The sequence below is a fragment of the Rhizobium sp. P32RR-XVIII genome (genome assembly GCF_012641395.1).
Taxonomy (GTDB): domain Bacteria; phylum Pseudomonadota; class Alphaproteobacteria; order Rhizobiales; family Rhizobiaceae; genus Rhizobium.
Map to the genome: position 1 here is coordinate 47,017 of NZ_JABAIH010000022.1, position 18,131 is coordinate 65,147.

At 58.2% G+C, this 18,131-nt stretch carries 16 protein-coding genes and 1 pseudogene; 7 read left to right on the forward strand and 10 right to left on the reverse strand.

What is annotated here, in order from left to right; translation table 11 throughout:
- Nucleotides 1-17: 17 nt before the first annotated feature.
- The 5 genes from HGP14_RS31220 to HGP14_RS31240 form a co-directional block, all read right to left on the reverse strand.
- Nucleotides 18-1,076 (reverse strand): ABC transporter ATP-binding protein, encoded by a 1,059-nt coding sequence (locus tag HGP14_RS31220; protein ID WP_168833707.1) that lies wholly within the window; start codon nt 1,074-1,076, stop codon nt 18-20.
- 13 nt (nt 1,077-1,089) lie between these two features.
- Nucleotides 1,090-1,947, reverse strand: a complete 858-nt coding sequence (locus HGP14_RS31225) for a carbohydrate ABC transporter permease (protein WP_168833708.1) — start codon at nt 1,945-1,947, stop codon at nt 1,090-1,092.
- On the reverse strand, nt 1,944-2,795 hold the full coding sequence (locus HGP14_RS31230; RefSeq protein ID WP_168833709.1) for a carbohydrate ABC transporter permease: 852 nt from the start codon (nt 2,793-2,795) through the stop codon (nt 1,944-1,946). The genes HGP14_RS31225 and HGP14_RS31230 overlap by 4 nt, the downstream gene beginning before the upstream one ends.
- 72 nt (nt 2,796-2,867) lie before the next feature.
- Nucleotides 2,868-4,142, reverse strand: a complete 1,275-nt coding sequence (locus HGP14_RS31235) for an ABC transporter substrate-binding protein (protein ID WP_168833710.1) — start codon at nt 4,140-4,142, stop codon at nt 2,868-2,870.
- A 42-nt stretch (nt 4,143-4,184) separates the two neighbouring features.
- Nucleotides 4,185-5,195, reverse strand: a complete 1,011-nt coding sequence (locus HGP14_RS31240) for a LacI family DNA-binding transcriptional regulator (RefSeq protein ID WP_168833711.1) — start codon at nt 5,193-5,195, stop codon at nt 4,185-4,187.
- Between the two features lie 381 nt (nt 5,196-5,576).
- Between HGP14_RS31240 and HGP14_RS31245 the strand changes: the two genes are divergently transcribed.
- From HGP14_RS31245 to HGP14_RS31270, 6 genes are all read left to right on the forward strand, one after another.
- Nucleotides 5,577-6,116 (forward strand): carboxymuconolactone decarboxylase family protein, encoded by a 540-nt coding sequence (locus HGP14_RS31245; protein ID WP_168833712.1) that lies wholly within the window; start codon nt 5,577-5,579, stop codon nt 6,114-6,116.
- Nucleotides 6,117-6,182: 66 nt separating this feature from the next.
- The gene (locus tag HGP14_RS36560; protein ID WP_168833713.1) at nt 6,183-6,536 is read left to right on the forward strand and encodes a thioredoxin domain-containing protein; all 354 of its coding nucleotides are present in this window, start codon (nt 6,183-6,185) and stop codon (nt 6,534-6,536) included.
- Nucleotides 6,427-6,903, forward strand: a complete 477-nt coding sequence (locus tag HGP14_RS31255) for a MarR family winged helix-turn-helix transcriptional regulator (RefSeq protein ID WP_168833714.1) — start codon at nt 6,427-6,429, stop codon at nt 6,901-6,903. The genes HGP14_RS36560 and HGP14_RS31255 overlap by 110 nt, the downstream gene beginning before the upstream one ends.
- Nucleotides 6,900-8,966: an FUSC family protein gene (locus HGP14_RS31260; protein WP_168833715.1), complete on the forward strand. Its 2,067-nt coding sequence runs from the start codon at nt 6,900-6,902 to the stop codon at nt 8,964-8,966. The genes HGP14_RS31255 and HGP14_RS31260 overlap by 4 nt, the downstream gene beginning before the upstream one ends.
- A 4-nt stretch (nt 8,967-8,970) precedes the next feature.
- Nucleotides 8,971-9,180: a DUF1656 domain-containing protein gene (locus tag HGP14_RS31265; RefSeq protein WP_168833716.1), complete on the forward strand. Its 210-nt coding sequence runs from the start codon at nt 8,971-8,973 to the stop codon at nt 9,178-9,180.
- Nucleotides 9,177-10,043: an HlyD family secretion protein gene (locus HGP14_RS31270; RefSeq protein ID WP_168833717.1), complete on the forward strand. Its 867-nt coding sequence runs from the start codon at nt 9,177-9,179 to the stop codon at nt 10,041-10,043. Before HGP14_RS31265 ends, HGP14_RS31270 begins: the two co-directional genes overlap by 4 nt.
- Nucleotides 10,044-10,331: 288 nt before the next feature.
- Here the strand turns inward: HGP14_RS31270 and HGP14_RS31275 are convergent, their stop codons facing one another.
- Together HGP14_RS31275 and HGP14_RS31280 are read right to left on the reverse strand one after the other, a co-directional pair.
- Nucleotides 10,332-10,670 carry a DUF938 domain-containing protein gene (locus HGP14_RS31275; RefSeq protein ID WP_312862234.1) on the reverse strand — a complete coding sequence of 113 codons (339 nt, stop codon included), beginning with the start codon at nt 10,668-10,670 and terminating at the stop codon, nt 10,332-10,334.
- Nucleotides 10,671-10,824: 154 nt separating this feature from the next.
- Nucleotides 10,825-11,058: pseudogene (locus HGP14_RS31280) on the reverse strand (DDE-type integrase/transposase/recombinase); the annotation flags it as partial.
- Between the two features lie 579 nt (nt 11,059-11,637).
- Here HGP14_RS31280 and HGP14_RS31285 point away from each other — a divergent pair.
- Nucleotides 11,638-12,690, forward strand: a complete 1,053-nt coding sequence (locus tag HGP14_RS31285; protein WP_168833718.1) for a ketopantoate reductase family protein — start codon at nt 11,638-11,640, stop codon at nt 12,688-12,690.
- Between the two features lie 427 nt (nt 12,691-13,117).
- Here HGP14_RS31285 and HGP14_RS31290 read toward each other — a convergent pair whose 3' ends face one another.
- From HGP14_RS31290 to HGP14_RS31300, 3 genes are all read right to left on the reverse strand, one after another.
- Nucleotides 13,118-13,375: a hypothetical protein gene (locus HGP14_RS31290; RefSeq protein ID WP_168833719.1), complete on the reverse strand. Its 258-nt coding sequence runs from the start codon at nt 13,373-13,375 to the stop codon at nt 13,118-13,120.
- Nucleotides 13,376-13,998: 623 nt separating this feature from the next.
- Nucleotides 13,999-15,324 (reverse strand): MFS transporter, encoded by a 1,326-nt coding sequence (locus HGP14_RS31295; protein ID WP_168833724.1) that lies wholly within the window; start codon nt 15,322-15,324, stop codon nt 13,999-14,001.
- A gap of 213 nt (nt 15,325-15,537) precedes the next feature.
- Nucleotides 15,538-18,117 carry a two-component system VirA-like sensor kinase gene (locus HGP14_RS31300; RefSeq protein WP_168833720.1) on the reverse strand — a complete coding sequence of 860 codons (2,580 nt, stop codon included), beginning with the start codon at nt 18,115-18,117 and terminating at the stop codon, nt 15,538-15,540.
- Nucleotides 18,118-18,131: the final 14 nt, after the last annotated feature.

Below are 18,131 nucleotides of genomic sequence, written 5' to 3' on the forward strand. Positions count from 1 at the left end.
TCGGGTACTCCGGTATCTCAGGCTAAAACGGCCGGAAAGGATTTGCCGTTTTCGGGCGAAAGCCAGGTGATACGCTTCTGATCGAGCTTGAGGCCGATCAGATCGCCGCTCTTCACGGTTTCCGAGGCTGGCAGGATGACGCGCACCGGCTGGTCGTGGATCGAACCGGTCAGAAGCAGGTGCGAACCCATCGGCTCGGCGACGCGCACCTTCATTTCGAGGCCCTGCGGCAGTGGCGAGAGTTCCACCGCCTCGCCACGCAGGCCGAGGATCACTTCATTGCCAGTCTCCTGCGGCGCAGCAAGCTGTTCGGCACCCGCTGCCACCCGGCCGTTCGAGACCGGCACCTTGATGAAGTTCATCGGCGGGTTGCCGATGAAGCCGCCGACGAAACGCGTTGCGGGATGATTGTAGACGTCGACCGGCGAGCCGACCTGCTCGACGACCCCGCCATGCATGACGGCGATGCGGTCGGAAAGGCCCATGGCCTCTGTCTGGTCGTGGGTGACGTAGATCGTCGTCGTGCCAGCCGATTGCAAGACAGTCTTGAGTTCAGTGCGCATTTCGAGGCGCAGCAGCGCGTCGAGATTGGAGAGCGGCTCGTCCATCAGGAGAACCTTCGGCTCGACGGCAAGCGCACGGGCGACGGCGACGCGCTGGCGCTGGCCGCCGGAGAGCTTGTTCGGGTAGCGGTCGAGATATTGTTCGATATGCAAGAGGCCGGCAGCCTTTTCGACCTGCGCCTTGATCCGCGTATCTTCGGCCTTCTGCATGCGAAGGCCGAAGGCGACGTTTTCGTATACGGTCATGTGCGGGAAAACGGCATAGTTCTGGAAGACCATCGCAAGCCCGCGATCCTTTGGAGCGAGGCCGATAACCGACTTGTCGCCGATGAGTACATCGCCGCCGGAGGCGGTTTCGAGGCCGGCGATGATGCGCAGAAGCGTGGTCTTGCCGCAGCCGGACGGACCGAGCAGCGAGACGAACTCGCCGTCGTTGATCGTCAGCGAGACCTCCTTCAGCGCCTGGAAGGACCCGAAGCTCTTGCGAATGCGGTCGATGACAATATTGGCCATGGATATGGTCCCGTTATTTGGAGGAAATGCCCCAGATCGCGAAAAGGTAACGTCTGACCGCGAAGATGAAGACAACCGAGGGAAGGATGAGCATCAGGCCGCCGGCAAAGCGGTAGTGCATCGGGCTTTCGGATAGCACCGTCAGCAGGTAGGCCGTTAGCGTGCGATTGCGAACCGTGAGCACCGAGGCGGCGAAGACCTCGTTCCAGGAGATGACGAAGGCGAAGACGGCGGTCGCGACGATGCCGGGCAGTGCCAGCGGCGCCACGACCTTGAAGAAGGCCTGGATGCGGGTGCAACCGAACACCCAGGCGGCCTCCTCCAGTTCCCGTGGTACGCCGAGGAAAATGCCTTGCGTTACGAGTACTGCGAAAGGCAGCGCTAGCACCGTATGGATCAGCCCGACGCCGACGATCGTGTCGTAGAGGCCGAGCCTGATGAAGGAGACGGTGAGCGGCAGCGCCAGGATCGCCAGCGGGAAGGCGCGGGTGAGCAGAACCAGCAGCCGATAGCTATCCTTGCCCCAGAAGTTATAACGGGCAAGCGCGTAACCGGCCGGTGCGCCGAGCAGGATCGATAGGGCGACGGTGATGGCCGCCGCACCAAGCGAATTGAGGAAGGACTGGACGACACCTTCCGTCTTCAGGAACAGGATGAATGGCTCCAGCGAAATGCCGGTCGGCAGCCCGGTCTTTGGCCAGAGATAGACGCCCTGACGGCCCCCGAGGGCGCCGAGCGCCACGAGATAGATCGGCACCAGTACCCAGGCGCAGAGTGCGGCTATACCGCTCCACAGCAGCCAGCGGCGGGAGGAAACGAAGCCAGCAGAGTTCGCGGCCGAAGCTTGCGAGATCGTTGATGTCGAGCTCATGGCAGGCGCTCCGGATCGACCTTTATGGCCTTGAGATAGATAAGGGTTGCGGCGAGCGAGATGACCATGATGAGCACGGCGTAAGCCGCCGCGACGCCATAGTTCTGGTTCTGGTTCTGCCAGTTGTAGGCCTCGCCGACGAGGACGGGGAAATTGCGCCCGCCGAGCGCATAGACGACCGCGAAGACCTCGAAGGCGAGCACGGTGCGCAGGATGAGCGCCGATTGCAGCGCTGGACGGATGAGCGGCAGGGTGATCTTCCAGAAGCGCGTCCAGGGACCGGCACCGAAGATCTCGGCGGCTTCCTTGAATTCCTTCGGCACCTGGTTGAGGCCGGCGACGATAATGACCATGACGATCGCCGTGCCGCGCCAGATTTCGGCGACGGCGATGGCGATGAAAAGTGCGACCGGCGTCTGGTAGGAGAGCCAGCTCGCCTGCCGGCTGATGACGCCGAGGCTGAAAAGCAGCGAATTGAAATAGCCGGTATTCTGTAGGATCGACAGCCAGACGAGGCCGGCCGCCAGATCGGAAATGCCGAGTGGAATCGTCCAGATCCACAGGATCGTCTCGCGCCCGCGTCCGATCTTGGCGACCATCGTTCCCATGGCAATCGCGATAGCGAGCTGCACTGGCACGACCGCGATCGTCAGCAGGAACGTGTTCTTGACCGAGCGGCCGAAATTGATGTCGGTCACCATGCGCTGCATGTTGGCGAGTGACGGCGCACCATTATCCGATACGGACAGCCAGATCGTCTGCACCAGCGGCACGATGAAGAGGAGCGCTAGGAAGACGACGGAGGGCAGGATCAGCAGATAAGGGATCCAGGGTCGATTTTGGGTCATGGGCTCCCGCCTCGGAAAGCAGGTTTGCAGAAGGAGTGCCCGGGCATTTGCGCCCGGACACCCGCGGGAAGATTATTCGACCGGGCAAGCGCCATCGCTCTTGGCGTCCGGAGCCCAGCAGGGAGCCTTGGTGTCGCTCATCAGCTTGGCCATGGTTTCGCCTTGGGTTTTCAGGACATCGGCGACCGGTTCGTTCTGGAGAACGATGCGCTGGAACGAGTCCATATAGACCTTGTTGAACTCGCCGCCCTTGTCGCCGAGGCCGACCGGGAGCAGGGAGATCACGGCATCCTTTGAGGCCTGGGTGGCGGTGACCGCGCCGGCGAGAAGCGCCACGCCCTTGTCGAGATCCGGCGGTAGCTGAACGTTCAGCGTCGGGAAGAAGCCGACCTTGGAAGCCGTCAGAAGCTGGGTCTGCGGGGTCGTCAGCGTTTCGATGACCTTGGTGGCGCCATCCTTATCCGGCGCGCCCTTCGGGATCGCCAGGCCGGCGAGAACCGGCATGTAGCCGCGGCCCTTCGGGCCAGCCGGGGCCGGGAACACCACGTAGTCGTCCGGCGAGGCGGAGATCGCGGTCTTCAGGCGGGCGATGTGATCCCAGGCGACCATGACTTCACCGGCAGCCAGCGGCTCCTGCATGAAGTCGTAGCTGGTCGAGTTTGGGTTCACGTAGGTCCAGAGTTCTTTGAGCTTTTCCCATCCGGCGGCGGCATCGGCATTCTTGAAGGTGCGTACGACGCCCCCGGTGAAGGACGGGTAGAAATAGCCCTGGAAGTAACGTGCCATCAGGCCCTTCGGACCGGCCGGGAAGCCGATCTGCGGCTGGCCGGTGGCTTCCTGCATGCTTTTGCCCCAGGCGATGAGCTGGTCGTAGGTGAGTGCGTTTACGTCCGCGCCGGCTGGCAGATATTGCAGAGCTTCCTTCTTGGCAGCCATTACATAGGTTGCCTGCATCCAGGGGATATATTGCTGGGTGGACTTGCCTAGCTTGCCGAGATCGAGAACCGATTGCGGCATGCCGCCGGCAGCCAGTTTCTTGGCGAGATCATCGAGCGGCTCGAGCTGCCCCTTGTCGGCTAGCGGCGAAAGCTCACCGTGCAGCGCACCGACGAGGCTGACGGTGTGCTTGCCGGCCTGACTTTCCGCCTGCATGCGCACCGCGAACTGCGGCGGCTCCTCGACCACGTAGTCGACGTCGCCGGCATCCTTCAAGAGTTCTTCGCGCACCACCGTCGCCTCTTCAATCGGCCGAAGCTGCGTGGACACGAAGACGGTCTGGGCGAGCACCGGCGAGGCGAAAGCCAGCATCGTGGAAGCCAGAATTCCGAATGACATGAGATGTTTCATTTTCTCCTCCTTATTGTTCTCTATCTGCAATGCACTGCTTTTTCATGCCGCCTTCAGCGGGCGGCGATGGCTGTCGCGATCGACGAATTCGAGCGGGTGAAGTTCCTGGAGTTGTTCGGCTGGCTCGCCGGCGATGGCGCGAAGCAGGAGAGATGCAAAGCTTGCGCCCAGGTTCTTGCCTGTCATCCGCATGGTCGAGAGCGAGGGGCTCGTATAAGCACTCATCGGCAGGTCATCATGACCCACGATGCTGATTTCGCTGCCGCCGTCGATTTCGCGGAGCGCCCGCAATGCGCCCATCGCCATCTCGTCCGTGGCGCAGATGAGAGCAGTTGGGCGCGAGGGCTGGCGCAAGAGCTCAAGCGCGGCGAGATAACCGCCCTGTTCGGTCGGCGCGCCCTCGGCACAGAGATCGGCTTCCAGGCCGGCCTCGTCCATTGCCGCCTTCCAACCCATGCGGCGCACATGCGCGAAGTAATATTCCTGCGGGCCAGCAATGTGGCCGATGCGGCAGTGGCTGGCGGCCTGAAAACGCCGGGTAGCAGCAAAAAAGCCGGAAAAGCCGTCGCCGTCGATATAGGGATGAGGCACGATGCTTTCTGTGCGGCCGTTGGTGACAAAGGGAATGCCGCGCGACTGCAGAAACTCGACCCGCTCGTCGCGCCGCTTGGTGCGGACCAGCAACATGGCGTCTACACGGCGGCCGTCGACGAAGCGGCGGCAGATTTCGAGTTCGCTCTCGCCGCGCGGCACAGGTGCGATTACGAGATTGAGGCCGGCAGTCGCGAGATGTTCAGCACAGCCGGAGAGCATGTCGAGGAAGTGAGGCGGACCAATGTGGCCGGGATCGCTTGGCAAGGTGATGGCGACGAGTTCGGCGCGCTGTTTGCGCAACCTGCGGGCAGAAGCGTTCGGTCGGTAGCCTGCTTTCTCAGCGGCGTCACGCACTCTCTGCCTAGTGGCTGCGGAGACGTCGGAATAACCGTCAAGCGCACGAGAGACGGTGGTGATCGACAGTCCGAGCGACTGCGCAAGCTGCTTGAGATTGGCCAAAGATCGTCCTCCGAACTGGAGAAAGATTCTTCCGAAACGTTTTGGGAGTCAACCCAAAACGTTTCGGAAACCTGCGGCGTCGCCGCCCCACCAATCTGGTGACCGCAGCACGATTTCCGAAATGCAAAAGGCTTTGCCGAAGGCGGGATCCTTCAGGCATTCGTTCGGCATAGCCAGGATCTCAGACGTCAGGTTTTGCGCGGACCCGGAATGAGCCATTCCCAGTGCTGTTTCCTCATCTTCAAGCGAAGGCTTGCTGGTCCGTCAAACCGTGACGTGAGACGAATTAGCATATTATTGAGGTCTGGAAACATTAACAGCCTCACTCAGGCGTCTTAGGTTCGCTCCCGTGAAGACGATTTCAATCCAAGGAGTGAGCCAATGACCTCTCGTATTTCCACCCCCGCTGTTTCCGCAGCAACCGGCGAAACCGCTGACCTCTTCGCCCAGATCAAGAAGGCCGCCGGCGGCGTGCCGAACACCTTCGCCGCCATCGGTTCGCTCGGCCCGACCGCGCTGAAGTCGATCCTCGATGCCGACGCCGTCCTTGCCAAGGGCACGCTCGGCAAGCAGGATCTCGAAACCATCAAGCTGATCGTCAGCGAACAAGCCGGCTGCGATTACTGTGTGGCTGCCCATACCATGCTGGGCAAGCTGACTGGCCTGAAGCCTGACGTCCTCAAGCTGATGCGCGCCGGTGAACCGACCGGCGACGCAAAGCGCGATGCGCTGGTGCGCTTCGTGCGCAACCTGCAGAAGACCAGCGGAACGATCTCCGAAGACGAATTCAATGCGATCAGGGCGGCTGGCTACACTGACGAACAGCTCGTCGAAATCAGCCTTGCCATCTCGGTGACGATCTTCACCAACGTCTTCAACCGCATCAACGACACGACCGTCGACTTCCCGGCTGTCGCTTGATCAGAGCGACGGAGGGCGCCTTGCGCGCCCTCATGTTGGGCAGCGACCAAATCAAGGAGCAAGTTCATGACCTCTGTTGCGAGTGTAAAAATCGATACCAATAACTTCGAATCGGAAGTTCTCGAATCCGACATCCCCGTCGTAGTCGATTTCTGGGCTGCATGGTGCGGCCCCTGCAGGCTCATTGGACCGAGCCTCGAGGAGATTGCGAGTGAAATGGCCGGGAAGGTCAAGGTCGCAACGGAACCGCTGCGACAGTCAGCATTAAAAAATAATTTGAATCCTAACTATTTTAATGCAATATGTATTTATGCAATCACTCAACTCGCTCCAAAGAAACTTCACTACAAATCTTCTGTCGACCGGTCGCCGGTGGCGAAAGGCGGTCGATCAGGTTTTGAGCTCGCATGGCATTTCTGAGGCCTGCGCCCAACCCCTGATATGGATTGGCCGCCTCGGCGGCGGCGTGCGGCAGGTCGTCCTGGCAAACTATGTCGGTATCGAAGGGCCTTCGCTCGTGCGGCTGCTGGATCAGCTCGAAAATCTCGGACTGGTCGTGCGCAGGGACGATCCGACTGACCGCCGTGCGAAAGGTCTGTGGCTGACCGAAGAGGGTGAGAAGCTGGCCGCTCACATGGAAGACGTTCTCGACGAACTGCGCGGCAGAATTCTCGCCAGGGTCGACAAGGCCGACATTGAAGCGGCCAATCGTGTGTTGAAGGCATTCGAGGATATCGATACGCTGCAGGTTGCGGCTTTCAATCAGCAGATCGAGGCGGCATCGTGACCTTCCCAACCTGGCGCGACTGGCTATTCTCCGGCAAGGCCTTTCTGGCATCGATGGCTGCGCTCTTCATTGCGCTGTCGCTTGACCTGCCTCGGCCCTACTGGGCAATGGCGGCCGTCTACGTCGTCGCCAATCCGCTTGCCGGCGCCACCAGCTCCAAGGGTCTTTTCCGTGCGCTGGGCACTCTGATCGGCGCCGCCGCCGCCGTGCTCTTCGTGCCGCTCTTCGTGAACGCACCTGTATTGCTGAGTTTGGTCGTCGCGCTATGGACCGGCACGCTGCTTTTTATCTCGATGCTTGATCGCTCGTCGCGCAGCTATGTCTTCATGCTCGCCGGCTATTCCCTGCCGCTGATCGCCCTGCCCACAGTCGGATCTCCGGAAACGATTTTCGACACCGCGCTCGCCCGCTCCGAGGAGATCATCATCGGTATCGTTTGCGCGAGCGTCGTCAGTGCCGTCGTCTTTCCGACCAGCGTCGGTACGGTGCTTGGTCCGCGTATCTCTTCCTGGCTCGACGACGCCGGCACCTGGGCCGACGAAATCTTGCGGGGCGAGGGGGCCACTCCCGCGACGCCGCTCAAGCGCCAGAAGCTGGCGGCCGACGTCACTGGACTCGACCTCATCATCAGCCAGCTCGGTTATGATGCCGGAACGAGGGATATCGTGCGCCATTCCCGGGAGCTGCGCGGCCGGATGCTGATGCTTCTCCCATTGTTCTCCTCGCTTGCCGACCGCTTGCATGCGCTGAAGATGCAGGGCGGCGGCCTGCCGAAAGATCTCGTATCGGTGCTGAACGCGGCCGCTGACTGGCTGAAGCAGGGAGGCAGTTGCTCGAACGAGACAGCCGACGGCCTCAACCGCGAAATCGCGCGCCTGCAAGAGCGCAATCGATCCCTTGAATGGAATGATCTGGTCCTGTCCAGCGCACTCACGCGCCTGAAGGAGATCGTGGATCTCTGGCAGGATTGCCTGACGCTGCGCGACGAAATCGTCAGCGGCCGGCACTTCGGTCCATGGCGATACGTCTTCCGCCACCATGGCGTGGTCGGCCCTGCCAGACATTACGATTACGGTCTTTTGGCGTTTGCCGCCGGCACGGTCGTCGTCGGCACCTTCGCCGCGTGCATGTTCTGGATCTGGACGGGTTGGGCAAACGGTGCCGGTTTCGTTACGCTGGCGGCCGTTGCCTGTTCTTTCTTTGCCGCATTCGATCGTCCCGCGCCCTTGATCACGTCGATGTTCATTTGGTGCGGCGTCAGCGTTATCATTGCTTTCGTCTACATTTTCGGCATCCTGCCCGCCATCAACAGCTATGAGATGCTGGTGGTCGTCTTCGCGCCTCCCTTCCTGCTTCTCGGCCTCCTGGTTCCGAAACCGCAGTTCAACCTGCTCGCCATGTTGATGGCGGTCAACAGCGCTTCCTTCATTGCGCTGCAGGATCATTACACCGCCGATTTCACGACCTTCGTCAACGAGGGGATAGCAGCTGTCGGGGGTGTCGGTTTCGCACTTGTCTGGACCCTTGTTACGCGGCCCTTCGGTGCCGAGATTGCCGCCCGCCGCCTGGTTCGTGCCGGATGGAAGGACCTCGCCGAGACGGCATCCGGCGAACGGCATGACGACTACGAGCGCCTGTCCGGGCGCATCCTCGACCGCTTGGGGCAATTGGTGCCGCGACTCGCTGCCATCGACCAACGGGAATTGAGGAAGGTCGACGGTTACGCCGAGGTCCGCCTAGGGTTCAATGTGCTGATGTTGCAGCAGGTACGTCCCGATCTGCGCCCGCCTGCAGTCAGCGCGATCGATTCCGTGCTGTCGGGCATCTCGGAATTCTATCGCGCCCGGCTGAAGGTGGGCGAAGCGATCGATCCGCCGCAGGCGTTACGACAATCGATCGATGATGCCCTGCGGACGATCCTAACCGAGGACTCTGGAAGTGGCAGCCAGGCCGTCGACGCGCTGGTTGGTCTCCGCCGCGCGCTGTTCCCGAACGATGCGCCGCCGGAAATCGCGCAAATGCCCGAATCAGAAACGTTCCATCTCCGACTTGCTGCCGAGTAACGCCATGCCTGCAGAGTTCGATATTTACGGCGTCTACGTTCCACGCCTGCTCATCCTCATGCTTCTCGCCTTTGTCGTCAGCATCGTCATCCGACGCGGGCTTGCCTGGATCGGCGCCTATGCGCTGGTCTGGCATCGCGGTCTCTTCGATCTCGCCCTCTATGTCCTGTTGCTTGGCGCTGTTTCATACATCACACGCTGGTACTTCACATGAAATCGCTCAAAACCGCCGCTCGTGTCCTTGTTACGCTTGTCTTCGTCGTCGCTGCTATATTCGTTGGCCGCGATCTCTGGGGTCACTACATGTACGAGCCCTGGACGCGTGACGCGCGCCTTCGCGCCGATGTGGTCGGCATCGCCCCGGACGTCTCCGGCCTGGTCAGCAAAGTCGTCGTCACGGACAATCAGGATGTGAAGAAGGGCGACATTCTCTTCTACGTCGATCGCGAGCGTTTCACGATCGCGCTGGCGCAAGCCAATGCGGCGCTCGGCAGCAGCAAGGCGGCGCTCGATCAGGCTCGCCGCGAAAACGACCGCCAGCAACGGCTCGGCGAAGCTGCGTCCGTGCAGCAGAAGGAGCAGGCGCGTACCGCCCAGGACCAAGCCGAAGCCGCCTATCAAGAGGCGATTGCGAATCGCGATCTCGCCCAGCTCAATCTCGACCGGTCTGAGGTGAGGGCGACGGTGAACGGCAGCGTCACCAACCTCAGCCTACGGCCGGGCGACTATGTGACGGCGGGCATGGCGAAAGTCGCTCTCGTCGATACGGACTCATTGAGGGTGGAAGGCTATTTCGAGGAAACGAAGCTGCCGCGCATCCATGTGGGCGACAGGGTTGTCATCCGCCTGATGGGGCAGCCCGAGAAGATCGAGGGCCGTGTCGAGAGTGTGGCGACCGGCATCGAGGATCGCGAACGCACCGACGGCACAGGGCTTCTCGCCAATATCAACCCAACCTTCAGCTGGGTACGGCTCGCTCAGCGCGTGCCGGTGCGCATCCGTCTTGAAAAGGTTCCGGAGGGAACTAGGCTGATCGCCGGCCTGACGGTGACGGTGGAGGTCATGTCGGACGGTTGATTTTCGCGGCATCGGGCAGGTGCACATCAGGCCTAAAGCCTATCGAGCGAAAAGAGATTCACGCGACAGGCTTTAGAATGTTGCTTTCCTGGATGTTTCTGACCCGCGCAGTGCTACTGGGGACGATTGCGGTGGTAACGTGGCAGAAGATGAACGACAGGGTGCTGCAACTGCCGGGATGCTCGGTCCCCGAGATGCGTCCTGTGTAAGCCGCACTGACGGTTGCCATGACGGCATGTTAGTCATCCCCGAAATGTTTGAAACAAATTTCTGGTAGGCCCGATCCTATTAGGTGCAAATGCCTAAAGCATCGCGATCAATCGCACCAATTGTTTCGATGCCCGGGGCGCCATTTTCGAGCGAAGCCTTCCCGCAACAGCGTCTTGCCGATTTCTTCACCGTTGGCCCGGTAGTGAGGTTGGGCATCGCTTCCGCAAAACACACGGCGTGCTCGCCAGTCCCGCAACCAATCTCTAGCACCACGCCATGTGTCGGAAGAACACGTTTTAGGACCGCAAGGATCGGTTCCAAATTTCGCGCAGCCGAAGGCGAGAACATGCGCTGGTCGGCGCTTACGCCGCGCTTTTCAAGCGCAACAGGCGGGCGGTTGTCGTTGTCCTCTGACACGGGCCGTAAAATCCCTGGGACGATTCCCGCTTTATAGCTGAAAAAATGATGGAACTGAACCTCGGAGGTTCTGGACTTCCGGAATGGGTCAGGGCCTGCCGGGTTTTGTTGCAAATTTGAAGGGCCCTGATGGTGGGCTGATTGTCAGGGCTGCTCAGCGGGTGCCCGCAAGATTTTCGAACTGTTCGGCAAGTGACATGCCGGCAGCGTGAGTACCAAGCAGTTGGTGCTTGCGCAGCATGTGGACCATCTCGATGCCTGACAATGTCGCCGCTGCGGATTGGAAGGACTTGAACCCGAGCATTGGTCTGACGCGACGTTTGATCCGCCGATGATCCTGCTCGATGCGGTTGTTCAGATATTTGCTCTGCCAGATGCGAATGGGTTCAAGACGGCGGCAGGACCGATCCTGAAGCCGGCTTGCGGTGGTAGATGCAATGATCGCTTTCCCGTTCGTGTGACTGCCGTGGATAACAATGCGTTCCGGCCGGTCATACCAGATGCCAACGCACGCACAACAAAATCACCGACTGCTCGAAATGCCGACCTTTGAACATTGCCAATCTCCGCAGCCACCGGAGATCAATGCCATGCCACCCGTAACCAGGAAGTTTGCAACCCTATCCATTCAATATTCCCGGTCAACGTTACAATTGCAACCATCCGATGGGCGATCGCAACTTGCCTGTAACGTAATCGGCTTAGCCATACCGGCAGCGCCGTCTCCATGGTGTCCGATAGACATAGGCGGCTCTCCGAGACGTGCGCTTCTCCCAAATAGGGAGACAAATGTACGGAACAGAAAATTCACCCTTGCTGGCCGGAATGATCGGTCGGAGATGGCGCCGGGAGACCGTTTCCTGATGCGCCTATCTTCCGTTTCACGATCAAAAGGAGCGTTCCTGACGCGTGGTGCAGTGACCGAGCCGAAACAACAGTTCGCCTTGGATCGTAGAAGGAGACCAGGATGCATGAGATCGTACCCGAATTATCGATTCAAAAGGCAGCGAAAGGGCTTCGCATCTGTGTTGCCGGTGCCGGTGCAATCGGCATCACGCTTGCGACACGGCTGTCAATAAGCGGGCATTCCGTCAGTGTTCTTGCCCGAGGGGAAAGCCTCGTTGCTATCAAGAAAAATGGCTTGTCTCTTATGGACGCCGAAGGAGAACATCGGGCTCATGTCACCGTCGGCACCGCCGACGAGCTTCAGAACGCGGATGTGCTTTTTCTTTGCGCCAAGGCGCAAGACCTTGAATCCCTGGCCGAGGCCGTACAACCCCTCATTCATCCTGAGACGCTCGTCGTTCCGTTCGTTAACGGCATTCCATGGTGGTATTTCCAAGGGGTTGAAGGGCGTCACGCCGGCCGCACCGTTCTGGCTGTCGACCCTCGTCAGCGCCTCAAGCGATTGCTGCCGGAGCAGCGTGTAATTGGCGCCGTTACGACAATCACTGCAGAAAGACTTGCGCCCGGCGTTGCCCGTACCAGAAACCCTCTCCGTTGCGTCATAGGAGAGATAGACCATCGTCGCAGCGATAGAACGGACCGGCTTGCAGCTCTGTTGGCTGAAAGCGGGATAGCCACGCGCGTCACGGAAAGGATACGTGATGCCCTGTGGACGAAGGTCGTTGCCAACTTGTGTAGCAATCCGCTTTCGGTTGTCACCGGCGCCACGTTACGTGATGTTTGTGGTGATCCGTCTTTGTCCATCGTAAGCCGAAAGCTGGTCGATGAAGGCTTGTTGGTCGCTGCTTCGTTTGGCGCGCGATTGGAGCTCGATCCCAGCTCGCTTCTCGCGATGGGCGCCAGCATGGGCGATTTTAAGACTTCGATGCTTCAGGATTACGAAAAGGGCCTGCCACTTGAGTTGGCGGCAATTTGCAACGCCGTTATGGAGTTGGGAGAGCTTGAAGGTATTTCAATGCCTTTTACAAGAACGATAACAATTCTCTCGCAGTTCAAAAGCAGCATGCGCCAGAAGGCCCCCTACGTCGAATCGGAGAGAACCAACGCGGCATAGTTGTTCTTGCTACACGCTTGTTGATATTGCTCGGCAGGCAGAAGCCGGAATAGACGCGAGTGCTTGTGACATTACCGGTTAACCCGGTCGAAGTCGTGTTGAATTCACCGCGACAGACGATGCAGGCTGCGATTGACATGCTTTCCATGGTTTCGGTTGTCTTTGCGTAAGGCTCGTTTGGCCTGGATCGGCCGAACCGGGCTCTGCGGGATGCCTGCGATTGTCGATGGGCTTCTGCGGCGCAAGGCGGCATTAGCGCGGTTCAGCTTTTCACGGAATCGCAGAACCGCTCTATCTCTTTGTTTTTTCGTAATTCCCGCCGGGGAAAACCGCTTCGCACTTTTCCTGAAATTGCTCTAGGAGGCAGACCACAAACATTTCAGCCACCAAGGCCGGGCGAAATCTGCTGATCGGCACCAACCGCTTGTTATTCCATATCGTCGGCATATAGAGCGGCCAGTTCTGGATACATTGACATCCCAGCGAGAACCAGCCCATCGAAAATGATGCGCAGTAACAATGATGCCGCGCTATCATGTCGTTGCGCAAGCACAACTGGCTGAGTTACGGCTGGCTGATCCGCTGGATTCGGAGACACCAACAAAGAACCATTGACTGCCATGAGGCGTGGGTAAAGCATCCGCTTTACATCATCACCGCCAGTGCTCACATTTTTATAGGACATTCTGGGCCTCCGATTTAGCAATCGGAGAATTATCTTTGAGAATTACCCACTAATTACAATAAATAGACATTATATTTCGGATGAAACGGGAGCTGTACGTCCATCTATTTCGATACCAAATAGAAATCTTGACGCTACAAAAGTAGCCGAAAAGGCCGGCTCTGAAACAATCTTAGAACATCGAGCGGCAACACTTGGGTAGCTTTTCAAGGAGGCACCCATGGCGAATCCTGTCAACGCCACTCGACCATTCAACACTCACCCACCAATTGCGCGTGCCAATGACGGACAGTCGAAGTCACGCAGCCGGGTTTTCCGGACTACCCCTCGCCGGATCGTGGAATATTTCTTCCGTTCTAAACCGCGAAGAATTGATGGATTAACGCCACACCTTCAGCGCGACATAGGCCTTACGGACTTTTATCTCCCCAAGAGAGGAGTTCCGTCGACAACATCCGAAGATTTCTTCCCCTATTGCTGATGCCGTCGCCTAAGTTGCAAACACGACCATTCCCCGTCAGTCGCAATCAAAGCCTAACCAGGCTCCTAAATTCCCAGCCAGATCTGGGAACGGCATGGTTTGCAAATCGACTGCCCTTCCTGCGCAAGCTGTCGTTGGAACCCTATTGCTGACATGCAAGTGCCGCGCGCTCTTCAATACCTGCGGGAAACTCCAGCCCGTCACCATTCTTGCAAAGATAGAGTCCGATACCAAGCGCCAGAGCCGCGATGAAGAGAAGATAATATGCAGGCGCCATTGGATTAAGCGGCAGCAACAAGCTCACAGCCGCGGGTGTCAAGCCGCCGAAGACGGCGTAAGATAAATTATAGGAAAAAGAAACGCCTGTGAAACGTACACACGCGGGAAAGGCCCGCACCATTGCGTAAGGAACGGCGCCTACCACACCGACCGACAGTCCCATAAGTGCGTAAAGGGCAAGGGCAATCGGCAGTGACACGGCCGCGAAACTATAGAAGGTGAATGTTGCGGCGCCAAAGAATATGCTTCCCGCGACAAAAAATCCTCTAGAGCCTACTCTGTCCACAATCGCACCGGCAGCGGCAGAGCCGAAGATAAGGAAAAGCGCGCCGAAACCAGTCGCGAGAAGAGATTGTTGTGCTGTGTATCCGTAGAGTTGCTGCAAGAAGGTCGCAGTCATCAATGTTGTGACGACGACGCCGGCAGAAAGAAACCACGTCAGCAGCAAAGAGACGGCAATGCTGTGCGGGTAGTCACGCAAGACCACCTTGAGCGGAAGCTCCGGAACAAGACGATGGCTCTTCTCCATTTCGGAGAATACGGGCGTTTCCCGCAGCCAGCGACGTAGATACACCGCAATGAGCCCAAAAACCGCCCCGATGAAGAAGGGAATACGCCATGCAAAGGCGGCAACATCGATCGGCGTGAAGAGCTCATTGATCAGAGCGGCTACGAAGACTCCCAGCAGAATTCCTAAAGTAAGGCCGGCACAGAGAACGCCGCAGCCAAATCCAACCTGGCGGGAGGGAACGTGTTCGGCGACGAAAGTCCACGCTCCCGGGATTTCACCTCCGATCGCCGCCCCCTGCAGAATACGCGTGATCACGAGCAGCACCGGCGCGGCAACTCCGATCGATGCGTATACCGGAAGAGACGCCATTCCGAGAGTAGAGAGCGCCATGAGCAATATTGAAAATGCGAAAATGCGTTTACGTCCAAAGAGATCGCCGAAATGGGCGAGTATGATCCCACCGAGCGGGCGCACAAGATAGCCCGTACCGAAGATCCCAAAGACCTGAATCGTCAACAGCCACTCCGGCACGCCCGGCGGGAAAAAGAGCTTGCCGATTACGACCGCGAAGAAAACAAAAATAATGAAATCGTAAAATTCCAGCGCGCCACCCAGAGCCGCTATTCCGAGGAGCAGATAATCCTGCGGGCACAGGTGCCGCGGCCTACTTCTTCTCATTAAGACACGCACACAAACCCATCCTTTGAAATCTTGGGCGCAGAACTCCGCCCTCGCTATCTTCTCATAACGCTAGAATTGCCGGCTATCGTGCGAAAGCTACTCCCTCGCTTTAAACGAGCAGAATTCCGTTACAAATGAAACGGCGGGAGATATTTGAGCGGCTTGGCCGGCTCGTAGTTGAGCTTTGGAAAAAGAGGCCGCGAGATCGCGTCATCCTCCAATGGCCCTGCTTCCGGCCCGGCGTCGTTGTGCGTCGGCACCGGCATCGATTCTTCTGCGAATGGCGTCCGCCAAGCTCTTGGAGTTGAGCGGCTTTTTCAGCGCGCCTAATCGTTTGAGGTTCTGCTCGCTCAGCGGTCCGGTCCGGTATCGATCGCTGATGAGGAGATAGGGAATGTCGCTCAAATCCGAGTCCAGTTGTGATAGAGTTACAGTACTTTTGAGCGAGGCAACGTCGAGAACAACGAGATCGGGACGCCGGTCATTCGATTTCAGCCAATCCAAAACCCCACTTAGCTCAACAAATCCCACGGGCTCGTACCCGAGAGCAGCAAGTTTCTCCTCGTGCATCATCAGGAGTCGCTGCTGCTTCTCGAGAATGATGACCGTCTGACCGTTGCCATAGGGCACCTTTTCTTCATGAAAGAATTGCCGCAGGGGGATAGGAGCTTGGTGGCATATCGGAAAGAACAGATCGAAGCGCGTTCCTCGCCCAACAGCGCTGTCGACATTGATATACCCTGCAAGCGCCGCCACGTTTCCGTGAACGGCCGCAAGGCCGAGACCGGTGCCGCCGGCATGAGACTTCGTCGAAAAGAACGGTTCAAAGATATGCGGCAAAATGGAATCCGGTATGCCTTCGCCCTGGTCGGTGACGCTGACGCGAATATAGCCGCCGGATGGTAATATGCCGTGTGAAAGTGGTCGTGTGGACCGGGTTATGACAGGCGACACCTCGATGTCGATTTTCCCACCATCGGGCGACGCCTCCGAGGCATTTTTGCAGAGGTTCATAAGGATCTGCTGGATCTCTATCGGGTTGCCGAGGACAACCGCCGGGCGGTCCGCAAGGTGGTGCGATAGTTCCAGGGCTTCCGGAAGGAATATTTTCAAAAGGTGTAGAATGTCTGAGACGGCCTCAACCATATCGAAAGGCCTGCTGCTGCGTTCACGCTTGCGGCTCAATGTCAGTATCTGGTCGATGATCAGCCTCGCCCGCTCACCGGCCGAGACGATCTCGTTGACGTAGTGCCTGGTCGGCGACGGCCGCCGCAGAATCTGTAATGCCATCTCGCCATACCCAAGCATAGAGCTAAGTATGTTATTGAATTCGTGGGCGATTCCTCCCGCCAAAGTGCCCACGGCCTGGAGCCTCTCCGCATGCTCCAGGCGATGCTCAAGGATGTCTCTTTCGTGCCGCTTGCGAATTCGGTCGACACACTGAATAAGAAGGTCGATGGCGGATTGCAACAATTCCACCTCATCACTGCCCGCTTTCGGCCGCGACTCCTTGTATTCGAAGATAATCATCGCGGCATAGCGTGCGGAAATTTGCATTCCAACCGCAACACCTGCGCTCATCGCGTTTCGCGTAAATGCAAGTTCGTCGCGGCTTTGCAAGTTTCGGTAGAAAAAGCGCGGCCGAGGCGTCTGTTGCGCGGCATTATTTCGGCGTAGATCGTCCAGGAAATCCGACATGAGGGTCTTCGAAAAGGCAGTTCCGCTGGTATGGCTCTCATAGACTTCCTGTACCAGCCCCGTCTCGACATTGGAGATCATCAGTTCGTGGCGCGTGGCGTCGAAAAACTCTGCGAGGAGGTCCAGCGTATCGTGGATAGCCGCAACGCAATCGGGCGAGGGGTCGTTGTCGAACCGGTTTTTTATTTGGCTCATGACATCCTCGAAGTCGAGCCGGCGTGTCAAACGATCCGTTTGCAGACGGAGCCGATACACAAGGAACAGAATATAGATGCAGAGGATGATCGAAATTGTTCCGAGAAAAATTCTGCTCCACGTGGCGCGTAGGTTGATCGCACTGTAAGCCTCAAGATATTCGGCTTGCAGATCTTGAGCGCGCTGCGGAGCGTCCGACGTTTGAATATCGGCAACGATATTATTCACCGACGGCAAGGTCATCAAAATCATGTGGCCATGCACTGTCAATGTTGTCAGTCGCGAGACGAGCACGCTGTCGGTCGAATTTGCCAACGATGTTGAATGCAGCAGGATGCTGATGCGTCGCGCCAGATCCGCGTCGGGATCGCCCGAAAAACGCAGCATCGAATTGCCTAGTTCATCGAGATTCGCGGGCAATCCCCGCAAGTCGGACGAAGGACGTTCATATATGTCGGTGAGAATTTTACTGAAGATGCTGAGAGAGTTATGCAGAAGTGCGTTCTTCGTTTTAAATTGTTCGACGAGTGTCTCGTTTCTGTCGATTGATGCGGACAGTTGCTCAAGAAGAGCTGCCAGCTTCTCGTTATCGTTAAGGTTCGTTTTCCTAAAAAGCGATTTCAATCGCCCAAGCATATCATGCAAACCGCCCATAGAGGCGTCGAGCGGATCGTAGTTATTGAGCAACCCGGCCCGTGTTTGCAAGACATCCCGTTGAAGTGCCGAATTGTTCAAGTCGATCAGACGAAACGCGGCAAGTACGGCTTCGTGCGTTTCTTTGTCGGGACCCCGCCCGGCTGCCAAAAGTGCAAATAGGATTGCACAGAGTATCGCAACCACGATGGCCCAAGGCTTCCCAGCGATCCTCTGGAGGTGATGCTTTGCGACTGCGACCATCCATATGCCTTATG